Origin of the sequence: Pseudoalteromonas sp. T1lg48 (genome assembly GCF_002964785.1) — a bacterium.
Classification (GTDB): Bacteria; Pseudomonadota; Gammaproteobacteria; order Enterobacterales; family Alteromonadaceae; genus Pseudoalteromonas.
In genome coordinates, this window is record NZ_PQCC01000018.1 from 706,548 (window position 1) to 721,723 (window position 15,176).

Consider the following 15,176-nt stretch of genomic DNA (forward strand, 5'->3'; position numbering starts at 1 on the left):
TATCTAAGTTACTGAAGAAAAAATGTGCTGGGCGTGTCACCTTAAGCGGCCATCCTTATATAAAAATTCATTTCTAATTTATTGAAAAATAGAAGGAAATGGACTAAAAGTAGAAAAACAACTGTTTCTCTTTTAGAAAAAGCCAACAATAACATGAACAAACTTTGCTTCGCTGGCAGAGCAATCTGGATACCTGCAGCCCTATTTATGTGTGGGTATGGATACGCATCTGCTGCGCCTCCCGTAAGGAACGCGGACCCAAGTACATTGGTACGACAATAAAATAAGCAACCTCTAAAACCAGTGGAGCGCGCCGAACTCGAGCAAAACCAGTTGCTGCCCACAACCGAGCGGACGCAGTCGACTGCAGCCGTGTGGGTGCAGGCTTATGCAGTTCATGGTAATACCCTACTCAGCAAACAGCTGGTTGAACAGGTACTGGCTCCCTACAAGGATAAAAACCTGAGCACCACAGAGATCCACCAAGCCGCCAATGCGCTGCAGCAGGCCTATAGAGCCCAGGGCCTATTTGCGGCCCGTGTCATTATTCCAGCACAGGCCGTGAGTAAAGGGACGATTGTTTTGCATGTCTATGAAGGGTTACTGGCCAATAATGGCGTTCACCTGGTTAATTCTCAGGAGCGGGTAGACAATGAACGCCTCATCTCCTATTTGCAAAACAACATTACTCAGGGGGAACATGTCCTTGCGGATGACTTCGAGCGGGTCATCACCTTAATCGAACGCATTCCCGGGATCAGCTCTAAGGCAACGCTCTACCCGGGCGCCGAAGTGGGTACAGCCAATTTTTTAGTTGAGACCTTCGATGAGCCAAGGCTCGATGGCAGTGTTTATGTCAATAATTTTGGAAATTATTACACCGGCGAAGAGCGCCTGGGTGCAAATATTAACGTTAACAGCCCCACCAAGTCGGGTGATCTGCTCAGCCTTGATGTGGTAAGTTCTGGCTCAAAGTCGAATTACCTCCTGGTTCGTTACAGCAGGCCCTTGGGCGGTAATGGCGCCCGCTTTGGCCTCAGTGCGGATGCGGTGGACTACAAATTAGGTAAACGCTTCGCCGTACTTGATGCCAAGGGACACAGCTCCGAATTCAGGGTGTTTGCCTCCTACCCATTTATCGCTAGCCGCCATGAAAACCTTAATTTCCTCGGTGATTTGGTCCACCTCTATTCAAAAGACAGCGATAACTCTGGGCTTCTTTCGAAAAGGCGGCTCAATGCGCTGCAACTTGGGATCAGTGGCGATCACGATGATGAATTCTTTGCCGCTGGAGTCTCCTACTACTCCTTATCGGTGACTTACGGCGACCTGGACATAGCCGCAAATGAGGATTACATCGACTTTGATAACGCCAATGCACAAACGTCCGGTCACTTTAGCAAAATAAATTTTGAACTTGCGCGTGCTCAGCACCTAGGGGGCGCATTTTCTGCCTATCTTTCATTAAAGGGTCAGCGAGCCAGCGAAAACCTGGACGCGTCGCAAAAGTTTTATATCGGCGGACCATATAGCTCGCCCGGCTATCCGGTCGGTGAACTGAGCGGTGATGACGCGACCCTTGTTTATGCCGATATTCGTTATGATTTTAACGTCCTTTATGGCGCACAGATCTCAGCCTTCTATTCATACGGCGAGGCAAAGCTGTACCACAACACCTGGCCAAATTGGCAACTAAATAACCCGACCCTACGCAATAAAATTAAGCTCAAATCCTTAGGCCTTGGTGCCCATATCAACCTGCGTGATGACTTCAGCGTAAATTTAATTGCAGGAAAACAGGTCGGTAGTAATCTGGGGGCCGATGCCCTCACGGGTTTCGACACCGATGAATCGGACAGTGATTATCGCTTTTGGGCGCAAGCCATTTACAGTTTTTAAGGCCGCAGTCATGAAAAGTAACCTAGTTTTTTTCACCCTGGCCGTCACATCAATCGCTGTGGCCAAGGTAGCCGAGGCGTCGCCTCATTGCCAAACGTCCCACTCCTGGCAGTGCCAGCAAAATCATGGGCAAACAAATCAGAATCCGCCTAATAGCGGCAATAATGCGGGCACAACACCGAACCCAGATCCGGTAAACCCGACACTGGGCTCAACTACCAGCGAACACAATGTCGATGTGACCCCGGTTATCACTCACCCTTTGGCGGTTAAGAAAAAATACCATAAGGGGCCGAATGCCTCCGGCCCAGGACAAAAAGCGACGTTAAAGCCTCGGCCCTCTACTACGGCCACTTACAATTCAAAGACCAAGCCAACCCCTTCCCAACTTGCAGAGCCTGAACTTACTCAGGTGGCCGTGCCTACGCCCATGGAGCAGAAAACACCGACCCCTGCTAGTACGGGTTCCAGCACCGGCTATCCGGAGCCGAATAAAGTCGATGTACCCGTGCCTACGCCCATCGAGCAGAAAACACCGACGCCAACTAGCACCGGCTACCCGGAGCCCAATAAAGCCGATGTACCCGTGCCTACGCCCATCGAGCAGAAAACACCGACGCCAACTAGCACCGGCTACCCGGAGCCCAATAAAGCCGATGTACCCGTGCCTACGCCCATCGAGCAGAAAACACCGACGCCGACTAGCACCGGCTACCCGGAGCCCAATAAAGCCGATGTGGCCGTGCCGACACCCATCGAACAGAAAACACCGACCCCCACTAGTACGGGTGTCAGCACCGGCTACCCGGTGCCCAATAAGGTTGATGTGGCCGTGCCCTCGCCCTTAAAACAAAAAGTGCCAAGGCCTGTCCTGACTCCTGAGCTTATTGCCACGCCCGGCAAAACGCCCATCGCGGTGCCGATGAAAAGGCCCATTGCGGTGCCGCCTAAAACACCGCAAATAGTTACGGCTCCAGCGATGGTACCAATTAAAGTACCAACGGCTGTGCCACTGGCTGTACCACAGGCTGTGCCAACGGCAACCCCATACCAAGGCCCCGTTGCCGTAACAGCGTTAACTCAGCCAATATTACAGATTGGAGCGCCTGATAAGCTAAATGTCGGTACCACGACACATTTACTTACCGCCCAGCCGCAAACCGGTCTCACTCGGGTTGATATTTACTCAACGGATGGCATCGAGTTTGCCACCCATGAAGAGCTCAATTCACTGGAATATGACGGATTCCACTTTGCCGTGGTTGGTCTAAACGTGCCCAATGTGGAATATAATTTTATAGAGAGGCCAAAGGCTGAGCCTGGTACCTTTGTTTTTTATTTCGACTTCGCAAGTTCGCTCATCCATAAAGAGCAACAAGGTATGTTTGATGAGATTGTAGCTAAATATCAACATCGTGCAGCTCCCATCACTGTGATAGGAGAAACCGACGGTTTTGGCAGCGAGCAATACAATACCGCACTGGCGCATCACCGCTCTGCCATCATAGTACAGGAGCTAATTGCCAGAGGGGTGGATGAGAGCCATATTGAACTTAACTTAGCGATTCGCTGTTGCAAAGCAGAAGCGCCCACTGTCGAGGCTATTGAAGCCACCCGAGAGCAAAGGATAACCTGGGTGCATTTTGAATAGTTAGAGTAAGGGTTGCAGTGCCTTTATAGGCGCTGCTATTGACCGATTAGCTCCATATCCTGATGCTCTATGCCATCTTCCAAATAGCGCTCACCCTTAGTTTGAAAGCCAAAGCTGCGATAAAAGTCGAGTAAATAGGTTTGTGCGCTTAGCACCACTGTGCGACCGGGAAAATGACTGTGGCACAGGGACAGGGCCTCATTCATCAGCTCCTTAGCGACCCCCTGCCCACGCCATCTATCGACACAAAGCACCCGTCCTATGGCTAGGTTTTCTCCTTTACTTATACAACGGGCATAGGCGCACAACTGGCCTTCTTGATATCCCAATAGGTGCAGCGTATCCGTTGCGATATCGGCATCATCCAGTTCTGGGTAAGGGCAGTTTTGCTCCACTACGAACACATCGACGCGAGCCCGCATCAGGGTGAAAAGTTCATCTAGGCTTAGCTCATTAAAATGTTTATGCCGCCATAAAATACTCATGGATTTCTCCGACAAAAAAGCCCAGCTAAGCCGGGCTTTTAATTAATTACCAAACGTTATCAGTGAATTAAGCGCTCAAGCTGGTCGCAAATCTGCGATAGGTTTACATGATCATGTTCTATGGTTAGGTCGATGTAACCGTCGGCACGAAACGCGCGATCCAGTTCGATAAGCACATGGGTTTTATGGGCCTCAGGTACGAAAGAGAGCTCCACTTCCTGAATACCGAACATGCCACGATTCCCCGGGCGATACTCCAGTTCCTGATAACAACCAGAGGTTGACTGGAAGCTGGGTGCACGCAAATAACCCTTTTCCACATCCGCTTTCACCAAGGAGAAGCCTAGCTTATCCATGGCCTGCATACAGGCTTTAACCGCCTCATTAGGGTAGATGTGCAACACATCACGGTCACTGGCATCAAGCGCCAAATCGATATTCAAACCGGTTTGAATCCAAACCTGAGTCTGGTTATAACCGGCACTAAACTCGGTGATCGGCGTTTCCGAATGCAGTCTCGCTTCAAACGGAATACGATGCTCCTCACCCGGTTGTAATGTCAGCTTTTCACTCACCCGCCACTTGTCGATAATATGATTGGCAAAATAAGCGCCGTCATCCGCCTCTACCTTAACTCGGGTCATTAATGCCAATTCCAGACCGGAAATATCTTGCTCGACATCGCCGCCTTTAATAATGATTTCGGCGTGAAATTTTTGTCCAGGGTGCAAATGCTCGGTTTGCAGCACTGTATCTACTTTCGCCGCACCAATGCCAACTGAAGCCAGGATTTTTTTAAACATAACTACTCCTGTTTGAAGATCCTTTTTCGCATCTTAACCACATTTTTACAGCCTTGTCAGTGAAAACTTTAGGTTAACGACAAATAATGGAAATTTTTACCCGCTATGAGCTTAGTCATTGAACTCTAAGGTAACGTATTTTCATCAAGCCAGGCTTTCGCTACACTGTGAGCATATCGACTATAAAAAGAAATCTATGGAACTCATCTTTTTTGCCATTGCATTTGTCTGCGGTTTCGCCGCCTACCAAGTAAAACTTCCGCCTATGGTGGGCTTTTTAATTGCTGGTTTTGTCTTGCATTTCGCCGGCTATAAAACCACGGAGCTGTTAAATAGCATTGCTGAATTGGGGATCACCCTGCTGCTCTTTAGTATCGGCCTGAAACTGAAGGTATCCAGTTTAATGAAGGTGCAGGTCTGGGTCCCGGCAACGGCGCATATCGTTTTAAGTACGGCGCTATTTGGCGGTTTGTTATTGCTGCTTGGTGTCTTTGCTCTGCCCTTGTTCGTGGAGTTAAATTGGCAAACCGCCTTATTACTGGGTTTTGCCTTTAGTTTTTCAAGCACGGTTTTTGCCGTTAAGGTATTAGAAGACCGCGGTGAAATGGCCAGCCTACACGGCAAAATTTCCATCGGTATTCTGGTTATGCAGGATATCTTTGCGGTGCTGTTTTTAGTCGCCAGTACTGGCAAAATGCCCAACTACTGGGCTTTGGCCTTGCTGGTCTTATTGCCACTGTTTCGCCCGGCCATGTTCTGGATCCTCAACCGCTCTAAGCACGGCGAATTGCTGCCCCTGTTCGGGTTTTTCTTCGCCCTGGTAGCCGGTTACCAGGCCTTTGAGTTTGCGGGGATTAAAGGGGATCTCGGCGCCCTTATTCTGGGCATGATGTTTGCCAGCCATAAAAAGGCCGGTGAACTGGCCAAGTCCTTATTAAGCTTTAAAGATATCCTCTTGGTTGGCTTTTTCTTGACCATAGGCTTAAATGCCGAACTAACCTTTAGTGCGGTAGTCGCGGCCCTGCTGATTGTGTCGGTACTGGGCGTAAAGGTGATGCTCTATTACGCATTGACCAACTCGGTGCGTCTTCGCGCTCGTACCTCATTACTCAGCGCCTTTACCCTTGCTAACTACAGCGAATTTGGCCTTATTGTCTGTGCGGTTGCCGCCAGCAGCGGCTGGGTGTCTTCACAATGGTTGGCGGTCGTAGCCACGGCGGTGGCCGTCACCTTCATTATCGCCTCACCGCTTAATGCGCGCGCCAACGAACTTTATGTGCGTATGGAAGACTGGCTGCTGCGTTTTGAAAGCGATACTCGCTTAGAGGAAGAATTGCCGGTCAATCTACACAACACCCGTATCGTTATCTTCGGCATGGGCCGCATAGGCACCGGTGCCTATGAAACCATAGCCGCAAGCTTTCCTGATGCGGTGGCCGGTATCGATATCAAACCGGAAGTGGTTGCTCGCCATGTTAAGCGCGGACGCCGCGCTTTAACCGCCGATGCCACGGATCCGGATTTTTGGCAACGGCTGAACCACTCGCAGGTAGAAATGGTTATGTTGGCCATGCCCAAACACAACCAAAATATTCTGGCGCTACAGCAGCTCAAGGCCTCCGGTTATAAAGGTCAGGTGACCGCCATCGCCAATTACCCAGACCAACAAAAAGAATTGCGAGAGCTGGGTGTGGACTCTACCTACAACTTCTATTTGGAAGCCGGTAGCGGTTTCGCCGAACACGTGAAGGCCAAAATCGCCCTCAGCTAGGCTCATTCCACACTCTTTGGGTGATAACGCAAGTCTTTGTGTTATCACCTGATTTCCCCTCCCCCACGACATAAAGCCAGGCCTTCTTCCTGGCTATTTACAAAGCTTTACACGGCAACTGGTCATAGCAGCGAAAAAAGGAGTACACTTAATTCTTACGCTGATGTAAGTCTCTATTTTTAACACAAATTTGTGTTCGCTTACGCCAGCATTGAGGACGATTTTTGCGCAGCACGTAGGTAGGAGGTAGTATGTCCATCAACAAAAAGATGACGACATTGCAAGACCGAGATGCACAACAATTACAAGAAGTGCAATTGCAGCTTGATTCCATTCAAGATGCGGGAGTAACACCTCAGTACTTACGTTATGTGTTATTCCAAAAGATGCTGGATGTTTATCAGGTGCCAAAAGATCATGCGATGCGCGCCAACAGCACACCGGAGCGTTTGGACGATCCCGGGTTGATAAGTCAGCTCAAAGAATTGGGCTTTGCCAAAGCCAAAACATACCACTAGTTTAGTGAGGGCCTACTCCCTCATTTAATAGGCTGGCAATGCCCGTCGCCAGCCTATTTTTCCCCACTCTCTATTATTACACCCTGAGGTTAAGCCGGTTAAGATTCAGGCTGTTTTTGTGCCCGACTTTTAAAGCGTCGCGGCACTAAAGTGGCAAATGAGTCGACAACAGGTTTGCTGTAAATAGCCCAAATAGAATTGTGTCCGGCATCGTACTGACCGACGCCAATAGTGATTTTACCCACCTCATCGGCGCGGATCAGGGTGCCAAACAGCCTGTCCCAAATTGCCAAAGCAGACCCCAGGTTAGTGTCAAAATGTGCCGGATTGTCACTGTGATGGATCTGGTGTTGGGCCGGGCTGATAAACCACTTTTCAACGCCCTTGCCCCAACTCAACCACACATGGGAGTGACGTAAATTAGAGCCCATGGCATTAAAGGCAAAAACGAAGATATTGGCGCCCAAGATATCGAACATCGACAGGGTGTTACCGAAGAGGTAATAACACAGCCCTACCACTAGGCCCTGTGATAAGGCCATACGACAGGCATAGAGGTAGCTTTCCAGCGGATGGGAGCGATAAATGGTAAAAGGCGTCAGCACCTTGGCGGAATGATGGACCTTGTGGTAGTGCCATAAAAACGGAATTTTATGCAACGCATAATGAAGAATAAAACGAGAGAAATCATCGGCTAAAAACAACAAGATGGTAAAGATGACCACCACACTTGTCTCGCTTAGCGCCAAGGGCTTATGTTGGCCAAATACGGCCTCGAGCACCTCGGTTGTTCCAAGTGCTATCGGCACCATGGTCAGAACCACAGGGGCAAAAAGCAGCGCCTTGAGGATACGGTTGTAAATCCAGAGTTGGTAGTCTTGGCGGGCACTGGGGGCCCACCAGATTTTTTTTGCAAACACGTAGCGCAAAAAACCTCGTGGCGAGGCTTTGCCTTTGCGCCCGGCATAAACAAACAGGGCTAATAGCAGGGCCATGATGATATAACCAATAAAAATGCGTTTATTGGCATCAAAAAGATAATCGGGCGTTTGTAAAACACTTTGCCAAATTGTCTCGAGCATGACCCTTCCTAAGTATACCAATTCACTTAAATAGCTAATCATTCTAGCGGGCTAAATATCATGCCCACTGTGTTGGAATTTTTCTATGTAGAATACTACATAAGAAAAATTCCGCCCTGTGATCATATCATTTATCCTACGCTATATCCGATCACATACTTAACAGAATTGGTATTAAAACTGATACTTGTAGCCTATCGATAGGGTACGAGGCTTGCCTGGGCGAGCACCGTACGGGCGGCGGCTGATAATCTTATCCTGATCGAACAAATTATCAACCTTGGCATACAAGCGGCCATATTGACCCAGCTCGTAATGGGCGGCCACATCCACCACGGTCGTGGCGGGAACTTCTTCCCCTGCCAGAGCCAGGTCGAAGCCCTCATAACCGACACCGGCGGTCTCCGGCATATCGCTGACATACTTAACCAGCATATCCAGCGCCCAGTCCTGATGTGCCAAACCAATGCTTAAAGTAGCCTGGTGCGTCGGCAAATAAGGCAAACGATCGCCCTTGCGAATATGACCCCACTGCACAAACTCGGAGAACAGCTCTTCCTTGAATTCGCTTTGCGTGTAGGTGTAGGTCAGACTCATGGGGATATCCAGATGCAGATTCAGCGGATAGGTTTGCGCCAATTGCGACTCAACACCCCATACATCCACTTCACCGCCGCTAAACTCACGATCAAGCTGGCCTTGAGACCCACAGTTTGACTGGCCACAGCTTTCGATTAAATTAGAATAATCATTAAAGAAGCCAATCACTTCAAAGCTGGTCACGCCATCGTTAAAGCGGCCACCGAACTCGTAGTTAACGCTTTTCTCAAAGTCATCTTCACCAGCACGTACGGGCGCCGCAGGGCTCGACGGCACAAAGCCTTGATGCACACCGAATAATAAGCCACTGTTGTCGTTCAACTGATAAAAACCGCTGACGCCCGGTAGCCAGATGCGAGTGGTTTTTTGCTGGTAGTCATCGGCAAAATCCGGCTTATCGTTCTGGTACTCCATGTCCATTAACTCACCGCGTACACCCAAGCCCAAGGTAAGCTGACCTAGGGTCACCTGATCTTCCAGGTACACCGACCAGGCATCGGTCGACTCGGTATTCTCTGTGGTGAAATATCGGGTATCGGCGACTCTCGTGTTAAAACCATCCACCATGGCATAGATGTCTTCAAAATGGTTACGCTCGATTTCGTCCTGATGGAAACGCACCCCAAATGAAACCTTGTGATCCATACCAAACAAAGCCGTACGCCAGTTACCATCGACCTGAATACCCTGCGAATAGTATTCGCGGTCATTGGTGCCCATGGTTAGGTAATAGGTGGTTTCACCGGCCACCACTGAGTTGCGCTCACCAGTGATCACTTGATACTGCTCTGCAAACTCCTCCGGGCTGGCAAGAATATCGGACAGACTGGCACTGGTATTGCCAACGCCGTTAAGTTTAAGCCAGGCGCGCTCATAGTCGTTGCGATATACACGGGTGGTCAGGTCAAAGTCCTGTGCACTCAGCTGGTAAGTAAACATCACCTGGGTGTGCTTTGTATCCATTTGCGCCGGTTGCGACGCCGCATAACGACGGTATGGATTTTTTGCATAATCGCTGTCGGTTAGACCTAAATAGGTTTCATCTGACAATTCATCGGCATATGAAAGCTTGAGCTCAAAACGTTGGTCGAATCGCTGGCCATCAAGCTGATAGTCAAGCTTCACCAAAAAGTCGTCTTTTTCAAAGCCGGTGTCGCCGCCGCCATCGAGCTCCTTAAAGCCATCACTTTCCAGGTGCAACCCTTCAACCAAAAAGCCAAAGTTACCCTGACGGTCGCCGTAGTAACCATGGGCCTTGTTATAGCCATCGCCGCCCACGGCCAAATCAATGCCACCGGTGGCATAATCCGGCACCTGACGACTAACCAGGTTAAGGGTACCGGCCACGGTTTGCGGGCCATATTTAATAGCCGCCGGGCCTTTGAATACTTCCACCGCGGTCATGCGCGTGGTGACCGGAAAGTAGTAGGCCGCCGGCGCCGAGTATGGTGCAGGGCCTATTAACACACCGTCTTCTAAAATGGTGATCTTCTTACTGCGCTCCGGTGTCACGCCTCGAAAACCGATATTCGGACGTAAACCAAAACCGTCTTCTTCACGAATGTTGACGCCAGGCACCTGAGAAAGCACGCGGTGAATATCATCGAACTCAAACTCTTCCAGTTGTTCTTCGCCGATCAGAGTCGCGGATCCGGCTTCGGTACGCAACTTGTCGTGGTGACTGATTATCTGAATATGCTCAAGCGATTTTTTTTCTTCGGCAACTGCGTTAAAACCCAGCGCCGCAATGCCTACGGCTAAGGCTAATTTACTGTAATTCATGGTCTTCCTTAGTCGTTATCGCCGGCCGACGTAGCCGGAAGCTCAAGGGCAAGTTCGTTGATAAAGTCGTTTTTCAGCTCATCGGTGATGGCTTTCACCTTGGTATGCACGTCACGCACCTGCTGCTCATTGTCGATAAGCGCGCTGGCCAGGCTCGAGTCGATGGCGGCAATGGCGGCCTTGGTCTCGCTAATGGCTTGCAACATGCGCTCCTTGGTGGCCGTCGCCTGCTCTTCATCCAGGTAATCGTCAAAACCAACCAGGGCCTCCTGGCCTTGCTGTTGACCCACTAACAAGGCTTCGAAAGCCAGCAGGTTGGCCTGAATATTGGCAAGTGAGCTTTTCGCATCGAAGCTTTCCACGTCCTCGGCACAGGCCGAAGTACCACAGGAGTTAGGTAAAATACCGATGGGCTCGGCCAACTTCTTATCCTTCACCATTTCGGTCAGGTAGAACATGGCATCCGATATACGGTTCAGGGCAACATGGGCATTTTCAAACTGAGAGCCTGGCTCGCCAGCACTTTTCAACTGCGCCGCAAAGCCATTATCACCCTGCCATTTATTAAGTAATTCCTCGGCCGAAACGATCAGATCGTCTGCGGCGGTAACGGCGTATTCGCAGCGGGCCACCTTACGTTCAAGCTCGGTTAGGCTGTTCCAATCTGCCAAAGCCTCGTTGGCGATGCTGCAGTGATGATCGTACTGGGTGTTAAATAGCACATGTTGCAACGCAAACAAGCCACGGCGAGTGGCGGTACGGGTACTGATATCGTAAGGACGATTAGGGTCCAGGTTGATCACCCCATCCTGATGATAGGCCACATCCTGGTCGATACCGCAACGGCTAATAGCCGGCCACGAATAGATGCGGTTACGCAGCTCACCACTGTTGCTAAGGAGTGGCCCCATTTGCATCACTTCAACCTGCTGCCAAGCCCCCATGGTATCAAGCCAGGCATTCTGCGCCGTGTTCATCGCCGCTAACGCCTGCTCCGAGCTGCTTTCTATGCTCGCCTGCTCAAGGGCACAGTAATCGGCAATGGCGATGCGCTGCGCTTGCGCTTGGGTATAAAACAAGGTGTAAGCCGGTGTGATAACGTTATCGACCAGGCTGGCAACCAGCTCGGCTTCATCGAATGAAGTCGGGTTGGTGATTACCCCTTGATCGCCACCGTTATTAAAGCCTTCGCCCTGTGAGCTTGAGGTGCTCTCGCCACACCCTACCAAGGCCAGGGTCAAGGCAAATGCCAGAGTTTTAACGCGAAAATTCGCAGTAGTCATGGTTCATCCTATTTGGCCAAACTCCCATTTTTTGGGAGATACTGAAAACGACAAAAGGCTAGGCGCGATTTAACTCGCGACTAACCTTTGGAAATACTATTTTGGCGTGTCGCCGTGTTTCATTGCTTACCAGTTAGCAACGTTATCGGCATTAAAGCCGTAGATGCTTTGCAGTAAGTCGCGAGCCGCCATTAGGTCAGACTGATAATCCGCTACGGCAGCAGCATCGGTCATTACTGGCATATCACCCAGTAAGTTGTGCAGCTCAGCAAATTTACCGACATTGGCCTCGGCATTGAACGGAGAGAATGGGCTGAACTGGAAGTTCATGGCAAAACCCTTCATTTCCGAGAAATGCTTGGCTAGGTTAGCGAAGTCATCTGCCGTATAGTCACCCGCAGCAACAACGGCTAAGTCGGCATGAACTTCGTTGATGTAGTGCACAACGGTGGCGGCAATGGCGTTTTCCCAGTTGGCTACGGCGATATCACGCTGTACTTTTAGGGCATCCATTTGCTCGGCACTAAGCGCAGAGCCTACGTTATCGTTGATAATCTTACGACCGGCGATAAAGGCATTCATGGCCGCCGCCGAGTAGTCCGTCGTTACCGTGGCGCCACGGTCACGTTTGGCGGCATTGGTCGAGTTACCCCAGTTATATTCTGACTTAAGGTCGATTAGAGTGTCGCCCGAATAATCGTTGTAGCCTGAAGCAAACGCCTCACGACCGCCTTTACCTGCAATTTCATCGTCGCTGTATTCCAGGAAGTTACGCGCCGCACCGAAGTAACCAAAACCTTCATCGAAGTGGTGTTCTAATGTGGTGTAGGCGGCACCGTCATCGGCATTGACGTTATCAACAACATTTTCGGTATTAAAGCCGATGCTTTCTTCTAGGTAATCATCAGTACCTTGAGAGAACATCAGGGCGCCCAGGGTGTGCTTTTGAATTAACTGGTTTAAGTCTAAACCAGACTCTGTGATATACAGCTTAGTGATGGTGTTGCCTGCAGGGTCTAACAGGATTTCACCGGCATTGTATTTATCGATGTTGGCGGCCAACAAATCAAAGTAATGGAAAATCAAACCTTCAGGCGTTTTTGCCTGTGTACCGAAGTCACTCCAACCCTGGAAGTTACCTTCTTCCTGCCAGGCTTTGTGCATTTTAGACGGATCGTTACCAGCGACTTTAGCGCTCAGCTCTTTGCCGGAAGATGAAATGTCCGCAAATGAGTGTTGTACCGTGTCGATATCGCCAAGGAAGCTTAGGCTGTCATCCTTTACTACCTCGTATGAACCGTCAACATCACCCCAAAGCGCATGCAAGCGTGCCTTCACCATGTCTCCAGTAAGGCTATTAGTGGTCACATAGTCACCGGTTAACTGACCGATATAGTGCTTAATTTCAGCCGACAGTGCGTGGCGAGCAATTTGGCCGCCGTAAGAAACCGATGAACCGGCACCTAATTTAGAGTCGAACTCATAGATGTTTACGCCGTTTTCGGCATCGATATCGGCCACGCTGATGGTGATTTCTTTACGAAAGATTAATCCACCGGCGTCGGTTACCGTGACCGTCACTGTGGCATCGCTTTGCTGTTCAAAGTTAAGGGCGATGCCTTCTTTTAACTTTAATGTGGTGCCATCAACGATTTCAAACAAGGCTTCGTCGGCCTCTAAAGAGAAGGTTAAACCCGAGGTGCTGTCATCGGTTGCTCTCAGCGTACCCACTACGCCACCTACTAGGTCATCATTAACCGAGCTTGGTGAAACAGCAATGTCGGTAGGCGCCTTATTTACAGGAGGAGTTCCGCCGTCGTTATCCGAGCCTGAGCCACCGCCACATGCGGTTAGGCCTAAGGTTGCTGCAAGTACAGCGGTAGTAATAAGAGATTTGCGCAAGTTCATGTTGTCATCCCAAGTTAGATAATAATCATTCTTGTTTGTAATTGGAGCTCATTATAACGATACGCAAATAACAATCAATATCATTTATTAGATTATTTAAATTAAGTTATTAGTTATGATGAAGATAAGTTAAAGATATAGGAACTAACTGAACTTTGACTTGGACTGCGGTAAAGACATAACAAACTTGGCACCGCCTAAGGCGCTGCTGTCAACGCGAATTTGACCGTGATGCCATTGCACAATTTTCGCAGTGATGGCCAGGCCTAAGCCATAACCACCTGTGCTTTTAGCACGGCTTTGGTCGAGACGGATGAAGGGCTTGAAGATGTCGGCCCGTTTTGATGGGGCGATACCGGCGCCATCATCTCGATATAGACGTCACATTGTTCCTCATTGGAGCAAATACGCACCTGAATATGATGGCGGGCGTGCTTTAGAGCATTACCGAGCAGATTCTGCAGGGCGCGGGCTAAAAAGTGCGGATCACACCGATAGAGGTTGGGCTGCTCGTGCAGCACCTCAATACGCACCTTGCTATCGAAGTTCAGTTTTTCCACCATGTTATCGACCAATTCATTGAGGTCGACAAGTTCCAGTGCCAGGGTTGGCCCTTGCGCATCCAAACGCGCATAGTGCAGCATTTCGCTGACCAGATTTTCCAACTCGGTAATATCCGAGGTCATCGACTGCATATACTTTTGCTGCTTTTCGTTGCTGCCCTGCTCTAGCATGGCCAGGGCAAACTTGAGCCTTGCCAAGGGCGTACGAAATTCATGAGAGACGGAAGAGGTGAGCTCACGTTGAGCATTGAGCAGGCTGTGGATGCGCCGCTGCATCACTTGCAAGGCATCGGTGATAGGCAATAAGAAGGAGCGCCCCATATTGCTGACATTAATGTCGGTGCGCCCGTCCACCTGGGCACAGGTTTCACTGAGTTTATTAAAATCGCGCCACAGCATCAGGCTCCAAAGCCCCACCGGAGCGCCCACCAGCAGCAACACCAGCAAATAGGGGCCGACAAAGTTCTCACCGGGAGCATTAGGCAATTCCACCGGGCCTATTTGCAGTAGTTGCTCATCATCTAGGGGGACATACCAAAGCAGGTGCTCTTCGGCATCGAAAACATGCACCGCCTGGGCCTGTTCCAGGCGCACTTGCACCTGCTCCGGCAAAGCAATGTCGCTACGCTGCAGCTGACGCATAGGGTATTGACTGTTGATATACTGACGACCGAGCTCGCTTTGTGCCAGAGCTTTAAAGTTATTGCCCAGCTCCATCGCCAAAGGGGTAGATTGCTCGTCGGCGGGCCAAAGCCTCTCTATGGCCCCGGTCGCTATGACCAGGGAGACAATAATGTATAAATAAAGGCTGACAAAGAGTTTGCCCAAACT

Annotated in this window: 12 protein-coding genes; 4 read left to right on the forward strand and 8 right to left on the reverse strand. The window is 50.0% G+C overall.

All coding sequences use genetic code 11. The annotated features are described in order from the left end of the window. Positions 1–303: 303 nt before the first annotated feature. Both C2M29_RS12460 and C2M29_RS12465 read left to right on the forward strand, forming a co-directional pair. Entirely contained in the window at positions 304–1,899 is a 1,596-nt protein-coding gene (locus tag C2M29_RS12460; RefSeq protein ID WP_105190070.1) for a ShlB/FhaC/HecB family hemolysin secretion/activation protein, read from the forward strand. 10 nt (positions 1,900–1,909) lie between these two features. Then, positions 1,910–3,550, forward strand: coding sequence for an OmpA family protein (locus C2M29_RS12465; protein ID WP_158684726.1), 1,641 nt, complete (start codon positions 1,910–1,912; stop codon positions 3,548–3,550). A 35-nt stretch (positions 3,551–3,585) separates the two neighbouring features. On the opposite strand, the gene C2M29_RS12470 is transcribed toward C2M29_RS12465, so the two are convergent. Together C2M29_RS12470 and C2M29_RS12475 are read right to left on the reverse strand one after the other, a co-directional pair. Continuing rightward, positions 3,586–4,029, reverse strand: a complete 444-nt coding sequence (locus C2M29_RS12470) for a GNAT family N-acetyltransferase (protein ID WP_442792561.1) — start codon at positions 4,027–4,029, stop codon at positions 3,586–3,588. A 65-nt stretch (positions 4,030–4,094) separates the two neighbouring features. Next, positions 4,095–4,838 carry a sporulation protein gene (locus tag C2M29_RS12475; RefSeq protein ID WP_105190073.1) on the reverse strand — a complete coding sequence of 248 codons (744 nt, stop codon included), beginning with the start codon at positions 4,836–4,838 and terminating at the stop codon, positions 4,095–4,097. A gap of 196 nt (positions 4,839–5,034) precedes the next feature. Between C2M29_RS12475 and C2M29_RS12480 the strand changes: the two genes are divergently transcribed. Both C2M29_RS12480 and C2M29_RS12485 read left to right on the forward strand, forming a co-directional pair. Continuing rightward, the gene (locus tag C2M29_RS12480) at positions 5,035–6,609 is read left to right on the forward strand and encodes a cation:proton antiporter family protein (protein ID WP_105190074.1); all 1,575 of its coding nucleotides are present in this window, start codon (positions 5,035–5,037) and stop codon (positions 6,607–6,609) included. A 251-nt stretch (positions 6,610–6,860) separates the two neighbouring features. Continuing rightward, positions 6,861–7,127 carry a hypothetical protein gene (locus C2M29_RS12485; protein ID WP_105190075.1) on the forward strand — a complete coding sequence of 89 codons (267 nt, stop codon included), beginning with the start codon at positions 6,861–6,863 and terminating at the stop codon, positions 7,125–7,127. 98 nt (positions 7,128–7,225) lie between these two features. Here the strand turns inward: C2M29_RS12485 and C2M29_RS12490 are convergent, their stop codons facing one another. From C2M29_RS12490 to C2M29_RS12510, 6 genes are all read right to left on the reverse strand, one after another. Next, complete coding sequence (locus C2M29_RS12490; RefSeq protein WP_105190076.1) at positions 7,226–8,209, reverse strand: sterol desaturase family protein; 984 nt, start codon at positions 8,207–8,209, stop codon at positions 7,226–7,228. 174 nt (positions 8,210–8,383) lie between these two features. Beyond that, entirely contained in the window at positions 8,384–10,591 is a 2,208-nt protein-coding gene (locus C2M29_RS12495; RefSeq protein ID WP_105190077.1) for a TonB-dependent receptor family protein, read from the reverse strand. An 8-nt stretch (positions 10,592–10,599) separates the two neighbouring features. Further along, positions 10,600–11,874 (reverse strand): imelysin family protein, encoded by a 1,275-nt coding sequence (locus C2M29_RS12500; protein WP_105190078.1) that lies wholly within the window; start codon positions 11,872–11,874, stop codon positions 10,600–10,602. 126 nt (positions 11,875–12,000) lie between these two features. Beyond that, the gene (locus tag C2M29_RS12505) at positions 12,001–13,782 is read right to left on the reverse strand and encodes a DUF4856 domain-containing protein (RefSeq protein ID WP_105190079.1); all 1,782 of its coding nucleotides are present in this window, start codon (positions 13,780–13,782) and stop codon (positions 12,001–12,003) included. Between the two features lie 144 nt (positions 13,783–13,926). Next, the gene (locus C2M29_RS16840; protein ID WP_325050605.1) at positions 13,927–14,136 is read right to left on the reverse strand and encodes an ATP-binding protein; all 210 of its coding nucleotides are present in this window, start codon (positions 14,134–14,136) and stop codon (positions 13,927–13,929) included. Continuing rightward, positions 14,049–15,173, reverse strand: a complete 1,125-nt coding sequence (locus C2M29_RS12510; RefSeq protein WP_325050597.1) for a sensor histidine kinase — start codon at positions 15,171–15,173, stop codon at positions 14,049–14,051. Before C2M29_RS12510 ends, C2M29_RS16840 begins: the two co-directional genes overlap by 88 nt. Positions 15,174–15,176 lie beyond the last annotated feature (3 nt).

What these genes read in the sequence shown, in the direction of transcription:
- C2M29_RS12465 (WP_158684726.1), top strand. Translation starts at nt 1,910, where the DNA reads ATGAAAAGTAACCTAGTTTTTTTCACCCTGGCCGTCACATCAATCGCT.
- C2M29_RS12475 (WP_105190073.1), bottom strand. Translation starts at nt 4,838, where the DNA reads ATGTTTAAAAAAATCCTGGCTTCAGTTGGCATTGGTGCGGCGAAAGTA.
- C2M29_RS12480 (WP_105190074.1), top strand. Translation starts at nt 5,035, where the DNA reads ATGGAACTCATCTTTTTTGCCATTGCATTTGTCTGCGGTTTCGCCGCC.
- C2M29_RS12485 (WP_105190075.1), top strand. Translation starts at nt 6,861, where the DNA reads ATGTCCATCAACAAAAAGATGACGACATTGCAAGACCGAGATGCACAA.
- C2M29_RS12490 (WP_105190076.1), bottom strand. Translation starts at nt 8,209, where the DNA reads ATGCTCGAGACAATTTGGCAAAGTGTTTTACAAACGCCCGATTATCTT.
- C2M29_RS12495 (WP_105190077.1), bottom strand. Translation starts at nt 10,591, where the DNA reads ATGAATTACAGTAAATTAGCCTTAGCCGTAGGCATTGCGGCGCTGGGT.
- C2M29_RS12500 (WP_105190078.1), bottom strand. Translation starts at nt 11,874, where the DNA reads ATGACTACTGCGAATTTTCGCGTTAAAACTCTGGCATTTGCCTTGACC.
- C2M29_RS12505 (WP_105190079.1), bottom strand. Translation starts at nt 13,782, where the DNA reads ATGAACTTGCGCAAATCTCTTATTACTACCGCTGTACTTGCAGCAACC.